The sequence below is a fragment of the Rhodococcus sp. AB351 genome (assembly GCF_049538275.1).
Classification (GTDB): Bacteria; Actinomycetota; Actinomycetes; order Mycobacteriales; family Mycobacteriaceae; genus Rhodococcus.
Genome location: NZ_JBMVFW010000003.1, coordinates 396,620 through 410,592, shown reverse-complemented (window position 1 = coordinate 410,592; position 13,973 = coordinate 396,620). Strand labels below are relative to the sequence as shown.

At 66.8% G+C, this 13,973-nt stretch carries 17 protein-coding genes; 9 read left to right on the top strand and 8 right to left on the bottom strand.

Annotated features, from left to right (window positions below):
* Window positions 1-149: 149 nt before the first annotated feature.
* Window positions 150-419 (top strand): metal-sensitive transcriptional regulator, encoded by a 270-nt coding sequence (locus ACPCXD_RS10515; RefSeq protein WP_016695659.1) that lies wholly within the window; start codon window positions 150-152, stop codon window positions 417-419.
* A 32-nt stretch (window positions 420-451) separates the two neighbouring features.
* Window positions 452-865, top strand: coding sequence for a DUF302 domain-containing protein (locus ACPCXD_RS10510; protein ID WP_016695660.1), 414 nt, complete (start codon window positions 452-454; stop codon window positions 863-865).
* 54 nt (window positions 866-919) lie between these two features.
* Here the strand turns inward: ACPCXD_RS10510 and ACPCXD_RS10505 are convergent, their stop codons facing one another.
* Window positions 920-2,146: an oxygenase MpaB family protein gene (locus ACPCXD_RS10505; RefSeq protein ID WP_423659458.1), complete on the bottom strand. Its 1,227-nt coding sequence runs from the start codon at window positions 2,144-2,146 to the stop codon at window positions 920-922.
* Window positions 2,147-2,435: 289 nt separating this feature from the next.
* Between ACPCXD_RS10505 and ACPCXD_RS10500 the strand changes: the two genes are divergently transcribed.
* Window positions 2,436-3,038, top strand: a complete 603-nt coding sequence (locus ACPCXD_RS10500) for a TetR/AcrR family transcriptional regulator (RefSeq protein ID WP_082937732.1) — start codon at window positions 2,436-2,438, stop codon at window positions 3,036-3,038.
* Here ACPCXD_RS10500 and ACPCXD_RS10495 read toward each other — a convergent pair.
* Complete coding sequence (locus ACPCXD_RS10495; RefSeq protein ID WP_160873780.1) at window positions 3,020-3,514, bottom strand: NUDIX domain-containing protein; 495 nt, start codon at window positions 3,512-3,514, stop codon at window positions 3,020-3,022. The genes ACPCXD_RS10500 and ACPCXD_RS10495 overlap by 19 nt on opposite strands.
* Entirely contained in the window at window positions 3,514-4,155 is a 642-nt protein-coding gene (locus ACPCXD_RS10490; protein WP_160873779.1) for a GyrI-like domain-containing protein, read from the bottom strand. Before ACPCXD_RS10490 ends, ACPCXD_RS10495 begins: the two co-directional genes overlap by 1 nt.
* Window positions 4,156-4,257: 102 nt before the next feature.
* Between ACPCXD_RS10490 and ACPCXD_RS10485 the strand changes: the two genes are divergently transcribed.
* Window positions 4,258-5,184: a sigma-70 family RNA polymerase sigma factor gene (locus tag ACPCXD_RS10485; protein ID WP_423659455.1), complete on the top strand. Its 927-nt coding sequence runs from the start codon at window positions 4,258-4,260 to the stop codon at window positions 5,182-5,184.
* 3 nt (window positions 5,185-5,187) lie between these two features.
* Here the strand turns inward: ACPCXD_RS10485 and ACPCXD_RS10480 are convergent, their stop codons facing one another.
* Window positions 5,188-5,772: a carboxymuconolactone decarboxylase family protein gene (locus ACPCXD_RS10480; protein ID WP_026061798.1), complete on the bottom strand. Its 585-nt coding sequence runs from the start codon at window positions 5,770-5,772 to the stop codon at window positions 5,188-5,190.
* Window positions 5,773-5,884: 112 nt separating this feature from the next.
* On the opposite strand from ACPCXD_RS10480, the gene ACPCXD_RS10475 reads away from it, so the two are divergent.
* The 3 genes from ACPCXD_RS10475 to thpD all read left to right on the top strand — a co-directional run bounded on the left by ACPCXD_RS10475 (window position 5,885) and on the right by thpD (window position 9,167).
* On the top strand, window positions 5,885-7,078 hold the full coding sequence (locus tag ACPCXD_RS10475; protein ID WP_160873778.1) for a pyridoxal phosphate-dependent aminotransferase: 1,194 nt from the start codon (window positions 5,885-5,887) through the stop codon (window positions 7,076-7,078).
* Complete coding sequence (locus tag ACPCXD_RS10470) at window positions 7,079-8,083, top strand: AraC family transcriptional regulator (RefSeq protein WP_026061800.1); 1,005 nt, start codon at window positions 7,079-7,081, stop codon at window positions 8,081-8,083.
* A gap of 193 nt (window positions 8,084-8,276) precedes the next feature.
* On the top strand, window positions 8,277-9,167 hold the full coding sequence (thpD, locus tag ACPCXD_RS10465; protein ID WP_016695669.1) for an ectoine hydroxylase: 891 nt from the start codon (window positions 8,277-8,279) through the stop codon (window positions 9,165-9,167).
* Window positions 9,168-9,229: 62 nt separating this feature from the next.
* On the opposite strand, the gene ACPCXD_RS10460 is transcribed toward thpD, so the two are convergent.
* From ACPCXD_RS10460 to ACPCXD_RS10450, 3 genes are all read right to left on the bottom strand, one after another.
* Entirely contained in the window at window positions 9,230-10,114 is an 885-nt protein-coding gene (locus ACPCXD_RS10460; RefSeq protein WP_423659452.1) for a glycosyltransferase family 2 protein, read from the bottom strand.
* 81 nt (window positions 10,115-10,195) lie between these two features.
* On the bottom strand, window positions 10,196-11,293 hold the full coding sequence (locus tag ACPCXD_RS10455; protein WP_160873775.1) for a 3-deoxy-7-phosphoheptulonate synthase: 1,098 nt from the start codon (window positions 11,291-11,293) through the stop codon (window positions 10,196-10,198).
* A 234-nt stretch (window positions 11,294-11,527) separates the two neighbouring features.
* Window positions 11,528-12,139, bottom strand: coding sequence for an acetate uptake transporter (locus tag ACPCXD_RS10450; protein WP_160873774.1), 612 nt, complete (start codon window positions 12,137-12,139; stop codon window positions 11,528-11,530).
* A 162-nt stretch (window positions 12,140-12,301) separates the two neighbouring features.
* On the opposite strand from ACPCXD_RS10450, the gene ACPCXD_RS10445 reads away from it, so the two are divergent.
* Window positions 12,302-12,706: an SRPBCC family protein gene (locus ACPCXD_RS10445; RefSeq protein WP_186455116.1), complete on the top strand. Its 405-nt coding sequence runs from the start codon at window positions 12,302-12,304 to the stop codon at window positions 12,704-12,706.
* A 23-nt stretch (window positions 12,707-12,729) separates the two neighbouring features.
* Complete coding sequence (locus ACPCXD_RS10440) at window positions 12,730-13,191, top strand: PPOX class F420-dependent oxidoreductase (protein ID WP_229567249.1); 462 nt, start codon at window positions 12,730-12,732, stop codon at window positions 13,189-13,191.
* A 5-nt stretch (window positions 13,192-13,196) separates the two neighbouring features.
* Here ACPCXD_RS10440 and ACPCXD_RS10435 read toward each other — a convergent pair whose 3' ends face one another.
* Window positions 13,197-13,916 (bottom strand): GAF and ANTAR domain-containing protein, encoded by a 720-nt coding sequence (locus ACPCXD_RS10435; protein ID WP_337199382.1) that lies wholly within the window; start codon window positions 13,914-13,916, stop codon window positions 13,197-13,199.
* Between the last annotated feature and the right edge of the window lie 57 nt (window positions 13,917-13,973).

Here is a 13,973-nt window from a genome sequence, read left to right as displayed (position 1 = left end):
ATCCGTTGCCGGCGGAACGAGAGCGTGGGTGACTGCGGGCCGAGAGGTCCGGCGCGGCCCCACCGCCTGAGCATCGGTCGCACAACTCACACTCCGACCAGATACCCCCGGGGGTACACTGGTCTACAGAACTAGGAAAGGACGCCTCCATGGTCGGCGACGAAGACAGCATCGCACTGGTACTCAACCGGCTGCGCCGCGCACAGGGTCAGCTCGGCGGAGTGATCGCGATGATCGAACAGGGTCGTGACTGCAAGGATGTCGTAACCCAGCTCGCCGCGGTCTCCCGCGCTCTGGACCGCGCCGGATTCAAGATTGTGGCGAGCGGTTTGCGGGAATGCCTCACCGAGACGGCCCAGGACGGCAAGGAGCCGATGACCGAGGCCGAACTCGAGAAGCTCTTCCTCGCCCTGGCTTGACACCTCCCCATCCGAGAGAAAGCAGGACACCCATGACACTCGCACTCTCGACCACCCTGCATACCTCGTTCGACGATGCGGTCGAACGCACCCGCAAGGCACTGGCCGGGCAGGGATTCGGCATTCTCACCGAGATCGACATGAAGGCCACCCTGAAGGCCAAGCTCGGTGAGGAGCTGGAGGATTACATGATCCTCGGTGCATGCAATCCGCCGCTCGCCCACCGGGCGGTGACGGTCGATCGGCAGATCGGGCTCTTGCTCCCCTGCAACGTCGTGGTCCGCACCGACCCCGAGGATCCCGACACCGTGGTGGTCGACGCGATGAACCCACAGATGATGGTGCAGGTCGCCGATCAGCCGGGACTCGCGGAGGTCGCCGACGACGCCACCACCGCTTTGCAGGCCGCCATCGATTCCTTGAAGGCGGATACGGCACAGAACTGAAGCGACACCACGAGGGCCGGCACAGCGACTGTGCCGGCCCTCGCCCCGAACGGGTCAGGGATAGTTGGGATTGTTGTATTCGGGGATCTCGATGCTGATCGGGCGCAGTTCCGACATGTACAGCAGGACGAACTGGCGCAGCAGTTCGTCGAACGTCCAGTAGGCATCCGGCGCCAGCGGAAGCGGCAGCAGGCCTTCGCGTACCGCGATGAACGGGCCCCACGCGACGTCGAGCAGTGTGCCCCAGACGGGTTCGCGTGGAATGTTGAGCCAGTCGGCGATCTCGTCGCCGAGCGCGAACCGTGTCAGCGCACCGAGGATCGGGCGGGTCAACAGCGAGAAGTCCAGACCCTTACCGAGATCGAGCAGCATGTCGGCGAGTTTCACACCCTCGGGTGTGGGCGCCAGGATCGGATCGAGCACCTCCTGCGCCTGGGATTCGGCGTCGTCCCAGGTCGCCGGGATGTACTGGTCCTCGATGCCGAGCATATGCGCGCTGACCTGCCACGAGTGCAGGAATCCCTCGGCCTCCGGAGCCGGGATGGGAACCTTCCACTCCTCGAGAGTGCGCATCACGCTGGTGGGCAGGCTGTGCCAGGTGACCATCATGTCGTGCTGGCTGATCGGCACGTCCTCAGGTGCCATATTGGCCCAGTGTGAGGACTGCGGAAGCAGATGCCGCACGCCGGCATGGACGAGTCTGGTCTTCACCGACGTGACGATCATCTCGCCGTCGCCGAGATATGCATTGCGAGAACCGATGTCGTAACCCAGCTTCGCCGTCTTCGAGATACGGCCCTTCATGTTGGCGCCGCCCTTGGAGTAGTAGACGGCCAGCGCTTCCTTCGGGATGACCGTGCTCATCATCCCGCTCACGAATCCGTACAGGACACCGAGATACAGCCCGCGCTTCTGGTTGAAACGAACGGCCGTCTCGAGTTTCGCCGGATCGGCCCAGGACGGAAGCTGCCGGGCGTGTTCCATGAAATCGCGCAGGTCGTTCGGAAGCCCTTCGGGCAACGGCTGGGAGTTCTTCTTCCAGGTGCGCAGCAACTCGTTGACCCTCGGTACGTCGCCACGCTCGAGCAACGAGGCGACGAGCGGGTCGGCCTCGTTGTCCCACACCTGTCGTGGATCGGCACCGCTCCCCGTACCCGGTATCGATCCTGCCGGCGACCACCTCCAGGGCCGGGCCTGGGCCGGTGTCGCCACCGCGAACGCCCCCAATGCGCCCAGGAGGCCACCGGTTTTCAGAACGTCGCGCCTGCTCGGATTATCCATACTGTCGCTCCCCTACGACTCGTGGATGTAGCAATGAAACATTCGGAGTTTTTCTGTAACATCGAACCACACTGTGGCTCGGGTCACAATGGATCGTGAAATGTCACTGCTCGGGATGGTCGGCGACAGGACCGGGACGGTAAACTCTGGACTTCGAGGAGGACATGTGGATTCTGCGTCGCCGATTTCCCGAGCGGTCTCACCCGCCTCCCCACCGCCCCCTGCCGAATCGACATCGTTGCTGGAACGTGCTTTTCAGGACGCACTTCTCCTTCCGGACGAATCCGTCATGGGTATCGAGATCGACGAAACTCGTGTGCGTCTGCTCGATGCCGCCTACGACCAGTTCTGCCGGACCGGCATCCAACGCTCCTCGATGGAGGAGATCGCCCGCCGCGCGAAGCTGTCGCGAATCACCCTGTACCGCAAGTTCGAATCGAAGGATGCCCTCGTCGACGAGGTCATCATGCGCGAGTTCCGCCGCTACTTCCTGCGTTTCCTCGAGGACATCGCCCAGGCCGACACCGTGGCCGACCGCGTGGTCCTCGGATTCGTCAGCGCGCTGCGCGTCATCCGCACGAACAGACTGATCGGCAATCTGCTCGAGACCGAACCGGGGCTGTTCGCCGGCGCGATCGGTGGCGACGACGGAACGATGCTCGCCGCTGTCCGCCGTTTCGTCGCGGGGCAGTTGCAGCGCGAACAACGCGCCGGAACGGTCGCTGCCGACCTGAACACCGACCTGGTGGCAGAGATGCTCGTCCGTATGTCGGCGTCGTTCCTCACCACGCCGAGCCAGGTCGTCGACATCGACGACGACGAGGCCCTCGCGTCGATCGCCCGGCAGTTCCTCGTTCCGATGGTGCTGCCGGACTACGGCTCGACGCGGTAGTACCGGCCTTCGTCGTCCAATCGCGCACGCAGCGCTTCCAATACCTGCCGCTGCCCCTTGTGCAGCTTCGTCTCGGCGTCCGCGGCGACGACCCACCGGGCATCGTCGACCTCCGGGATCGTGATCCGCTTACCGGACTTCGGCGGCCATTCGACCTCGCACGTGCTGCTTTCGACGAACTGCAACTCGTCCGTCGTCTCTCCCGCGTAGATGCTGACGATCTTGCCGGACGACTGCCGGTAGCGACCGAGCAACGACAGCGGTACGTCCGGCGGTTCGATCCCGCATTCCTCGGTGAACTCGCGCAGGGCGACCTCCCGGGGATCCTCCTCCGGGTCGTACTCCCCCTTCGGCACCGACCAGGCCGCTTCGTCCTTCCCCTTCCAGAACGGACCACCGGGGTGGACGAGCCACACGCTGAGCAGACCGGTCTCGTCGATGCGGTAGAACAGCAGACCTGCACTGGTGGCGGCCATCATCGCTCCTGTATACCTGCGACAGGTTGACGCAGAATCGTTTTCAGTTTCTCGGGGGCCGTGCGGCGAGGGTCGGACAGGTAGATCTCGTGGTGGTCGCCGGCGAATGCCAACCCTCGTTCGGGCATCACCTGCGTGTGCAGGCGCTGCAGGACGGGGCCCTCGTCGTCGTACGGTCCGATGTGCAGGATCTGCAGCGCCCTGCCCTCCGTCAGCCGGAACGGCCGCACACGCGACAGGGACGGGAGCGGCTTCTTCTTCGCGCGGGCCTTGTCGCCCGCCGCTGCGATCGCGTCGTCCACCATGTCGTCGGTGATCCAGGGCGGCTGCGCGATGAGCATGCGCCACGACCAGGAGTCCTTGTCCCGCGTGAGAAAGGTGCTCATGTCCTCGCTCCACCACAGACCTTCGAGGGGCCCGACGACGAAATCCCGGCCGAGTTCCTTCTCGGAGGTGAACTTCAGGGTGTACGCCACCGAGTAGAGGGCCTCGACGGCGTCGGCGTACTCGTCGGAACCGTTCGGATCGCTCTTGCCGTCGACGGCGAGGTAACCGAACTCGGGGACGTGCACCTCGGTGAAATCCTCGGTCGAGCAGGTGTACAGCTCACGGTGCTCACGCTTGATGTCGTATTTGCCCACGGCGCCCCTTCCGTTCGAGGACGAGAATAGGCGTCCGGCGGCATCCGTACGGGCGATCCACACCCCTTCGCCCCGCGGCCGTTTGCGTCTAGCATCGTCCCCATGCTCGACGAGAGCACCCAGAAGACGTTCGAGGAGAACCGCACCCACCTGCTGTCGGTGGCGTACCGCCTCACCGGGAGCATCGCCGACGCCGAGGACGCCGTGCAGGACGCATGGCTGCGACTTGCGGGCGCGGATGTCTCCGAGGTGCGCGACCTGCGTGCCTGGCTGACGACGGTCGTGGGACGGTTGTGCCTCGACAGATTGCGCTCGGCCGCGGTGCGCCGCGAGACCTATGTGGGCCAGTGGCTGCCCGAACCGATCGTCGCGCCCCTCGGTTCCCCTGCTCCCCCGGATCCGCTCGACGAGATCGTGCGCGATGAGGACAACCGCCTCGCGGCCCTGGTCGTCCTCGACAATCTGACACCGGCCCAGCGCGTCGCGTTCGTGCTCCACGACGCGTTCGACATCCCGTTCGACGACATCGCCCGGATCCTCGACGTCGCCACCCCGACCGCCCGCCAGCTGGCTTCCCGCGCCCGCCGGACGGTCTCGGCCGTTCCACCGCCGAGTTCACCGGCCGAACACGAGGAGGCCGTCGGGCGACTCGTCGCGGCGTTCGCGGGCGCCGACCTCGACGCCGTCGTCGCCGCGCTCCATCCCGACGCCCGCATGATCGGGGACGCCGGCGGCACGACGCGCACCGCGCTGAACGTCGTGGTCGGCGCCGAGAAGGTCGCGCGGTTCATCCTCGGACTGCTGCGGCTCTACGGTGCCGAGGCGTTGACGGCCTTCGAAGCGGTCCTCGTCAACGGCGAGCTGGGTCTGTTGAACCGCGGTCGCCCGGCCGAGGACGGTCGGCCGGGCTTTCCTCCGCGCGTGACGGCGTGGACCGTGCGGGACGGACGGATCTGGGCGGCCTACGACATCGCGAACCCCGAGAAGCTCAGACGCGGAGTCCTTCTGCCCGACGGCATCTTCGACTAGGCGTCATGCGTTCCCGGCTTCGTCGGCCCACGGCACCCGGCAGGCGTCTGTGCTGAATCCCTGATCGTGGATGCCCAGCGCCGAGTTCATGCGCGCACGCATGTTCTCGAGCGCGATCTGATAGGTGAGTTCGACGACGCCCGCCGGCCCGAAACGACGTTCGAGGTCGGCGACCTGTTCGTCGGTGACCTCCTTCGCCACGTCGCCGGTCATCGCGTCGGCGTACGCGATCGCGGCCTTCTCGTCGTCGCTGTAGAGATCGGAGGTCTCGTACTCGGCGATGTGGGCGAGTCGTTCGGTGTCGAGTCCGTCCAGCCGCTGGAGCATCGTGCCGAAGTCGATGCACCACGAGCATCCGACGGTCCACGCCACGCGGTAGACCGCGATCTCCCGGACCGCGGCGGGCAGGACCGTGGAGGCGCGTTGGGCGAGCATCTCGTGGACTCCGCTCGTACGCATCAACCTCGGATGGTGCGCCGTCACCGCGAAGGGTTCGGGGACCGAACCGAACCTGCGGCGGGCGAGCGCATACATCGCACGGGTCATCGGACCGGTGCGGTCGGGAGCGACGGCTTCGAGGCGTGCCATGACGGTGTCCTTCCGGTGCGACCGACGGATACTCCGCCGGTTCGAGGTGGCCTACACCATGGAGACGAGGCAGGCCGCACGGATGTGACACCGCGGGCGCTACGCTGCAGGAATGGCTGATTCGACGACTTCGGGACGAGTTCGTACGGTCTCCCGGCTACGACCGTTCGCCTCGACGATCTTCGCCGAGATGACCGAACTCGCCGTGCGGCACGGCGCGATCAACCTCGGGCAGGGCTTTCCCGACGTCGACGGCCCACCCGCCATGCTCGAGATCGCCCGCAACGCGATCGCCGAGGGGGTCAACCAGTACCCGCCCGGGTCCGGCATGCCGGTCCTGCGCGAGGCCGTCGCCGCCGACCGCGCCGCGCGGTACGGCCTGCACCACGACCCCGAGTCCGAGGTGCTCGTCACCGTCGGCGCCACCGAGGCAATCAGCGCCGCGATCCTCGGGCTCGTCGAACCCGGCGAGGAGGTGCTCCTCACGGAGCCGTACTACGACTCGTACGCGGCGTCGGTGGCGCTCGCCGGCGCGACGCGCCGGACCGTGCCGCTGACCCGTTCCGGGAACGGTTTCGTGCTCGACGTCGACGCCCTGCGCGCCGCCGTCACCGAGCGGACACGGATGCTGGTCGTCAACAGTCCGCACAATCCCACCGGCACCGTCTACGACCGCGAAGCGCTGACCGCCCTGGCCGAGCTCGCCTGCGAACGCGACCTGCTGGTGCTGTCCGACGAGGTGTACGAGCATCTGGTCTTCGACGGTCGCACGCACATCCCGCTCGCATCGTTGCCCGGCATGGCCGAACGGACGATCACGGTCTCGAGTGCCGCCAAGACCTTCAACGTCACCGGATGGAAGATCGGGTGGGCGATGGGCCCGCGCGAACTGATCGACGGGGTGCGCGCCGCGAAACAGTTCATGACGTTCGTCGGTGGAGCGCCGTTCCAACCGGCGGTCGCACATGCGTTGACGCACGAACAGGACTGGATCGCGTCGATGCGTGCCGACCTCGAACGCAAGCGAACCTTCCTGTCCCACGCACTCTCCGAGGCAGGCCTGAAGGTGTTCGACTCCGCCGGAACCTATTTCGTGTGTGCCGATCTGACACCGCTCGGCCGGACCGACGCGGTGGCCTTCTGTCGGGAGCTTCCGGGCCGCATCGGGGTGGCCGCGGTACCGGTGAGCGTCTTCGTGGACGACATCGCGTCGTGGAATCATCTGGTGCGCTTCGCATTCTGCAAGCGGGACGAGGTGCTCACCGAAGCGGTGGCACGTCTGAACGGATTGCAGGAGGCACGCTAGATGTTGCGACCGACCATCCCGTCGGACTTCGTGTCCCGAGCGGTACGGGTGGGAGCCGAGGAGGGCATCGATCTGCAACCGGCCCTCGAGGCAGCGCGCATCAGCCGCGCGGTCCTCACCCATCCCCATGCGCGGCTCACGCCCGCCCAGGTCAGTCGCTTCACCCAGGTGGTCTGGCAGATCACCGACGACGAACTCTTCGGCATCGCAGAAGCTCCCGTGCCCCGCGGCACCTTCCGGGTGATGTGCCTGACCCTCATCCATCGGCCCGATCTCGATCACGCTCTGCAACGGATGATCGAGGTGAACCATGTCATCCGGTCACTGCCGCAACTGAGCCTGACCCCGGGTGCGTCCACCACCTTCCTGGAGGTGGAACTGCCGGAGGTCGTGGACGACAAGACCCGCGTGGTGGTGGATTTCCTTCTCATGCTGCTGCACCGCTTCGCCGCGTGGCTGGTGGGCGGGCGCGTCCCCCTCGAATCGGTCTTCCTGCCGTACACCGAACCCGATCCCGTCCTGGCCCGCAGTTACGACGCGATCTTCGGTGTGCCGGTGACCTTCGGCGCGGGACGGGCCGCACTCGAGATCGACAATGCCGCGCTGAAGTCGCCGCTCGTGCAGACCGAGGAATCGCTCGAGGAGTACCTGCGCGATTCCCCGAATCTCATTCTCTCCGAACGTGAGTACGAGTCGACGGTATCGTCCCAGGTGCGGCGGATCTTCGAGTCGGGCATCGAAGGCCGGACGGCGACCGCCGAGGACATCGCCGGCAGGCTCGCGGTGAGCCCTCCCCATCTGCGCCGGCTGCTCCGTCAGGAGGGCACGTCGCTGGGGCAGTTGCGCGAGGAGGTCCTCCGCGACCTCGCGATCGCGGGGCTGAGACGTGGTGAGGCGGTCGACGATCTGTCGTCCCGGCTCGGCTTCTCCGAGCCGAGCGCCTTCCGCCGGGCGTTCAAGAGATGGACCGGAAACACCCCTCGCGCATACCGAGAACACCGCTGACGCTCACGACTGCCAACCGTCGCGACCCCGCCGGGTACCCGCCCGGTTCCGGAACAAAACTCGATTCGACCAGGAGGTTTGAGCGAGGACCCGGGCATGCGGACATGCCGGGGTCCGGCTTGCATTCCGGCATTTTCAATGGGAACGTCGGAAGCGAACCGTCATCGACTTTCGAGAGGGTGATCTACGAGCTATGCGCACGATCGTTCGCGACGACTATCCGACCCGCGGTCGCACCGCCTGCGAGTCCGTCGAGAGGAAGGATCCCGTCGTCTGGGGTTCGGCCGACGGCGGGCCGCTCGACGCCGAGGCCGTGTCCGGATACGACCGCCGCGGGTTCCACACCGCCGAAGGACTTCTCGCCGCACACGATGTGGGAAACCTTCTGGAGGAGACCGCACGACTCGGCCGGGAGCTCGGTGACGACGACCGTGTGGTCCGCGAACAGGGCAGCGGCGATGTCCGCTCGGTCTTCGACGTGCACCGGCTCAGCGATCTCGTGGACTCCATCATCCGCAGGCCCGAGATCGTCGGTATCGCACGGCAACTGCTGGGATCCGATGTGTACGTCCACCAGTCGCGGCTCAACGTCAAGCCCGGCTTCCGCGGCGGCCCGTTCTACTGGCATTCGGACTTCGAGACGTGGCACGCCGAGGACGGTATGCCCAAGCCGCGTGCCCTGAGCATCTCGATCGCTCTGACCGAGAACTACGGCTACAACGGCGGTTTGATGATCATGCCGGGTTCGCACAGGACGTACGTCTCGTGCGCGGGCGAGACGCCCGAGGACTACTACCGCGAGTCGCTGGTCACCCATGTTCCGCCGACGGGTTCGCCCGACGAGGACACCCTCACCCGGCTGGCGGCCGAGCACGGCATCGCGACGTTCACCGGCCCGGCGGGCTCGGCGACGGTCTTCGATTCGAACTGCATGCACGGTTCGAACGGGAACATCACGCCGTTCCCGCGTTCGAACCTGTTCGTGGTGTTCAACAGCGTCGAGAACACGCTTGTCGAACCGTTCGCCGCGTCGAAGCCGCGTCCGTCCTATCTGGGCAGCCGCGACTTCACGCCCCTGACGTGACATGAGGTGAGCACTTCCCACGACTGTGGCCGGGACGCCCCGTGGCGTCCCGGCCGCCGTCGTCACGGAGATGTCGTGCGTTCCTGCATGTCGATCGGCATGGCACGTCCGCGTGAGCCGAAGATCGCGCGCCGGAGGGTGAACCTGCCCAGCTCGCGATCGTAGGGCCGGTATGCCGCATATACGATCACGTGGAGACGCGACTGCAGACGGATGAGTTTGCGGATCTGCGGCGTGAGCCTGCCGTGCAGTTCGAAAGTGTCGATGCCCGACCGGATGTAGGCCTCGTACTCGCTCGGCGGTGTATAGGCCCGGCGCGGCGACACGTCGGCGAACAGTTCGGTGAGCTGGGCGATCTCGATGTCCGCTTCGCGGAGACACAGTGCGAGGTCGATGTCCTCGTGGATCTTCGGGTCGGTACTGACGGCGTCGCGGACCCGTTCCCACGCGGACCGTCGCAGTGCCATGTTCGCGCCGTGCAGATTGTCGATCCGCCGTTCCCCGCCGAATGCTCCTTGCGCGACCCGTTTGTCGATGTACCACTGTTTGAGCCTGCGGTAGGGGGAATCGTAGGAGTTGCTGAGTCCGCTGATCGCTCCCACCTCGGCGGTGTCGTCGCGGGCGAAGAAGCTGCGGACGGTGTGCGCCCAGCCGGGACGAACCCGCGTGTCCGCATCGATCCGTCCGATGAGATCTCCCGTGGCCGCGTCCAATCCGGCATTACGCGCGAATGCGACACCCGGCCGTGACTCGACGATCCGTCGCACGAGGGGCTCGCCGGCGGCGATGGCTTCGACGATCTGCGCCGTGCGATCGGTCGAATTGTTGTCCACGACCAGGATTTCGTGGATCTCCGACTTCTGGGCGAGCAGCGCCGCGAGGCATTGCGCGATGTAACGCTCCTCGTTGTGGGCCGGCACGACGATCGACAACCTGTTCGTAGCCATGGAAACGACGCTACCGGACCGACGAGGGCCGGCGGTTCGCCATCGCTGACGACTCCGCCGGCCCTTCGCGCCGCAGACGGTTCAGCCGCGACGGGTGCGAACGGCCTGCGCGAGGCGGTCGAGCTGCGCGGCGGTGGTGTCCCAGTCGATGCACGCGTCGGTGATCGACTTGCCGTAGTCGAGCTTGTCGGCCTCGCCGAGGGTCAGGTCCTGACGTCCCGCCTCGATGAAGCTCTCGAGCATCAGTCCGACGATGCCCTTCTCGCCGGCCTCGATGCGCTCGGCGACATCGGTGACGACGTCGACCTGCTTGTTGTGGTCCTTGCGGCTGTTGCCGTGGCTCGCGTCGATGACGACACGCTCGGGCAGACCGGCCTTGCGCAGGCGGGCCATCGTGTCGGCCACGGTCTCGGCGTCGTAGTTCGGTCCCGCGCTACCACCGCGCAGGATGACGTGGCAGTCCGGGTTGCCGACGGTCTCGATGAGCGCAGCCTGACCGTCGAGGTCGGTGCCGGGGAAGACGTGGCTGGCCGCTGCGGCACGGGTGCCGTCGACCGCGACCTGCACGTCACCTTCGGTGGAGTTCTTGATGCCGACGGGCATGGACAGCGCGCTGCACAGCTGGCGGTGGACCTGACTCGCGGCGGTGCGGGCGCCGATGGCTCCGTAGGTGACCAGGTCGGCGTAGTACTGGGGAAGGATCGGATCGAGGAACTCGCAGCCGACGGGCAGGCCGAGACCGGAGACGTCGAGCAGCAGCTTGCGGCCGATGCGCAGGCCGGTGTTGATGTCGAAGGTGCCGTCGAGGTGCGGGTCGTTGAGCAGGCCCTTCCATCCGAGCGTGGTGCGCGGCTTCTCGAAGTACACGCGCATCACGACGTGCAGGTCGTCGCGCAATTCCTCGGCCTTGGCGGCCAGGCGGCGCGCGTAGTCCATCGCGGCGGCGGGGTCGTGCACGGAGCAGGGGCCGACCACGACGACGAGGCGGTCGTCGGCTCCGTTGAGGATGTCGACGGTGCCGGCGCGACCCGAGCGGACGGTCGCTGCGACGACGGCGTCGGGTGCGTACTCGGCACGGATCTCGGAGGGTGCGACGAGGGGGCTGACCTTGACGGTGCGCTGTTCGTCGAGATTCGACGTGGAGATTCCGCTGGTCGCGGTTCCGGTGCTGGGGCTCATCGATGGTTCCTGTTCTCGGTGGTGCGGATTCCGACCCGAGAGAACCTGAGATTCCGACGAGCCGGTCTGGATCCGGCTCGTAGGTGAAGAAGTCAGCGCGTGGTCACGCCGACCGACCCACCCCGGGCCGGCCTGCTAAACCAGAAATATGCACGCTGCATAGCTCCGGACTGTACCAGGACGGCCGATGCGCCTGTCAAACCACCCCCGGTGTGGGGACGAAGAGGCGCCTCGTCAGCGTGGGCCCGTGGGCAGGACGACACGCCCGAAGGTCGTGCTCAGCACTCCGGCAGCGGAGGTGTACCAGGCACCGGCGGCAGCGGCGAGTCCGAAATAGCCACCGACCCTCGTCAGACCGGTCTGCTCCAGCAGCGCTCCGAGGGTGAGGAAGACGAAGGCGGCGAGGAGCACCGAGAAGGTGACGAAGAGGGCTGCGCTGATCCGGGTACTGGCGAACCACATGTAGACGGTGAAGATGGTCCAGGCCAGCAGGAAGATGCCCACCCCGACGTGCCGCTCGGCACCCATCTCCTCGGCGGTGTAGGTGACCAGATACCAGAAGCTCAACCAGAACGCCCCGTACGAGCTGAAGGCCGTCGCCCCGAAGACGTTGCCCTTCAGGAACTCCCACATTCCGGCGGCGAGCTGAGTGAGACCGCCGTAGAACAACGCCACCCCGAAGACGGCGGCTTCCGCCTCCGCCGAGACGAACCCGGCGTTGGCGCAGGACAGGATGAACGTCGTGAGGGCGAAGGCTGCCAGACCCAGAGGTCCGGGGTCGGCGATGTGGGCGCCTCTGTGAACGGGGACCGCGATTTCGTTGGGGTCGTCTTCGGTGTACGACATCCGCCGGCTCCTTCGGAGGAGAAGAACCCGGCGCAGGCTCCCGGGCCTCCTTCGGATGGTTCGAACACTTCCAGTGTGCGCCTCGGAAACCGGTGTGCGTGCGGCAAACGGGAAGCCGATTTCCGTCGGCGATCGAGCTTTCGAACTTCTAATGTTGCGAGCATGAGCACGCATGTCGTCCGCAGCCGCCATGTCGCTCGGGTGGTCCGGTGCACACCGCGCCAGGTCTACGAGTTCGCCGCGGATCCCGACAACCTGCCGAAGTGGGCGGCCGGCCTGGCGCGGAGCGAGGTACGGCGGGTCGGCGACACCCTCGTCGCGGAGTCCCCGATGGGCGAGGTCACCGTGCGGTTCGTCGGCGCCAACGACTACGGGGTGCTCGACCACGAGGTGACACTGCCGTCGGGGACGACGGTGTACAACCCGATGCGGGTACTCCCCCACCCGGACGGTGCCGAGGTCGTCTTCACCGTCCGGCAGATCGAACTGACCGACGACGAGTTCGACCGCGACACGCGCATGGTGGAAGAGGACCTCGCGCGACTCGCGGCGCTCCTCGAGTCGTGACCCTTCGGAACAGGAGAACGTGAATGGCCCGCAAGATCGCCACCAACACCGCAGTCGGCCTGGAGGAACTGCTGGACTTCGTCCGGCCCCGGCACCGGATGATCCTCATGACGCAGCGCGACGACGGCACACCGCAGGCCTCCCCCGTCACCGGTGGCGTCGACGACAGCGGCCGCATCGTGATCGCGACGTATCCCCGGCGCGCCAAGACCCGCAACGCCCGCAGCCGGCCGGAGGTCGGTGTCGTCGTGCTGTCCGACGACTGGAACGACGCGTGGGTGCAGGTCGACGGAACCGCGGAGGTGGTCGATGCCCACGACGACGTCGAACCGTTCGTCGAGTACTTCCGCAACATCGCCGGTGAACATTCGGACTGGGACGAGTACCGGCAGGCCATGCGTGATCAGGGCAAGTCGCTGATCCGGATCACCCCGACCCGCTGGGGTCCGGTGGCCACGGGAGGCTTCCCGCCCGAACTGGCGTAGACACCTCACCGCCCCGCGTCGACCACGTGCCCCGCGATTCGTCGCAGGGGCACGTTGCGTTCCTGGGACAGCTTCCGGAGCAGGACGAACGCGTCGTCGGCGCCCACCGCGAAGCGTTCCATGAGCATGCCCTTCGCCTGCCCGATGACGTCGCGGGACGCGAGTGCGTCGCGCAACTGTTCCTCCTGGCGGGAGGCGACCAGCGCGATCGCCGCGTGGGTCGCCAGGCTCGTGCCCACATCGACGCTGTGTTCGTCGAACGCTTCCGCACGGGAACTGTGCACGTGCAGTGCTCCGTGGACCTCGCCGGTGTACAGGCACAGCACCAACGCCGATCCGACACCGGCGGCCGCGGATCCGGAAGAGACTGCAGGCCAACGACTCTCACATCGCATGTCGGTGACGAGAATCGTCCTGCGCTCCCGCATCGACTCCACGCAGGGGCCGTCGCCCGCTTCCCGCTGCAGTGCGTCGACCACGCTCGGCAGCGGCCCGGTCGCGGCGCGGGATTCGAAGCACAGACCGGACGTGCGCACCGCGATCCCGGCCTGCTCGGCGCCCGGGATCAACTCGACGGCCGACGAAGTGATCAGGCTCAGGGTGTCGTCGAGACACGCGGATTCGGCGCGCATCCTGCGCGCCACGTCGTCGATCGAACAGCGCCATCGTCCCTCGGGCCGTGCGCCGCTCGACCGCTCCCTGTTGCCGACCTCCCCCGATGCCACGCCACATACTTGCACTCGCCTCCCGGCGTGCCGAAAGACCCTAGGGCGGGGAGCCGA

Excerpts from the sequence above, each read along its gene's own strand:
- ACPCXD_RS10515 (WP_016695659.1), top strand. The coding sequence starts at position 150 with ATGGTCGGCGACGAAGACAGCATCGCACTGGTACTCAACCGGCTGCGC.
- ACPCXD_RS10510 (WP_016695660.1), top strand. The coding sequence starts at position 452 with ATGACACTCGCACTCTCGACCACCCTGCATACCTCGTTCGACGATGCG.
- ACPCXD_RS10505 (WP_423659458.1), bottom strand. The coding sequence starts at position 2,146 with ATGGATAATCCGAGCAGGCGCGACGTTCTGAAAACCGGTGGCCTCCTG.
- ACPCXD_RS10500 (WP_082937732.1), top strand. The coding sequence starts at position 2,436 with ATGGGTATCGAGATCGACGAAACTCGTGTGCGTCTGCTCGATGCCGCC.
- ACPCXD_RS10495 (WP_160873780.1), bottom strand. The coding sequence starts at position 3,514 with ATGGCCGCCACCAGTGCAGGTCTGCTGTTCTACCGCATCGACGAGACC.
- ACPCXD_RS10485 (WP_423659455.1), top strand. The coding sequence starts at position 4,258 with ATGCTCGACGAGAGCACCCAGAAGACGTTCGAGGAGAACCGCACCCAC.
- ACPCXD_RS10480 (WP_026061798.1), bottom strand. The coding sequence starts at position 5,772 with ATGGCACGCCTCGAAGCCGTCGCTCCCGACCGCACCGGTCCGATGACC.
- ACPCXD_RS10475 (WP_160873778.1), top strand. The coding sequence starts at position 5,885 with ATGGCTGATTCGACGACTTCGGGACGAGTTCGTACGGTCTCCCGGCTA.
- ACPCXD_RS10470 (WP_026061800.1), top strand. The coding sequence starts at position 7,079 with ATGTTGCGACCGACCATCCCGTCGGACTTCGTGTCCCGAGCGGTACGG.
- thpD (WP_016695669.1), top strand. The coding sequence starts at position 8,277 with ATGCGCACGATCGTTCGCGACGACTATCCGACCCGCGGTCGCACCGCC.
- ACPCXD_RS10460 (WP_423659452.1), bottom strand. The coding sequence starts at position 10,114 with ATGGCTACGAACAGGTTGTCGATCGTCGTGCCGGCCCACAACGAGGAG.
- ACPCXD_RS10455 (WP_160873775.1), bottom strand. The coding sequence starts at position 11,293 with ATGAGCCCCAGCACCGGAACCGCGACCAGCGGAATCTCCACGTCGAAT.
- ACPCXD_RS10450 (WP_160873774.1), bottom strand. The coding sequence starts at position 12,139 with ATGTCGTACACCGAAGACGACCCCAACGAAATCGCGGTCCCCGTTCAC.
- ACPCXD_RS10445 (WP_186455116.1), top strand. The coding sequence starts at position 12,302 with ATGAGCACGCATGTCGTCCGCAGCCGCCATGTCGCTCGGGTGGTCCGG.
- ACPCXD_RS10440 (WP_229567249.1), top strand. The coding sequence starts at position 12,730 with ATGGCCCGCAAGATCGCCACCAACACCGCAGTCGGCCTGGAGGAACTG.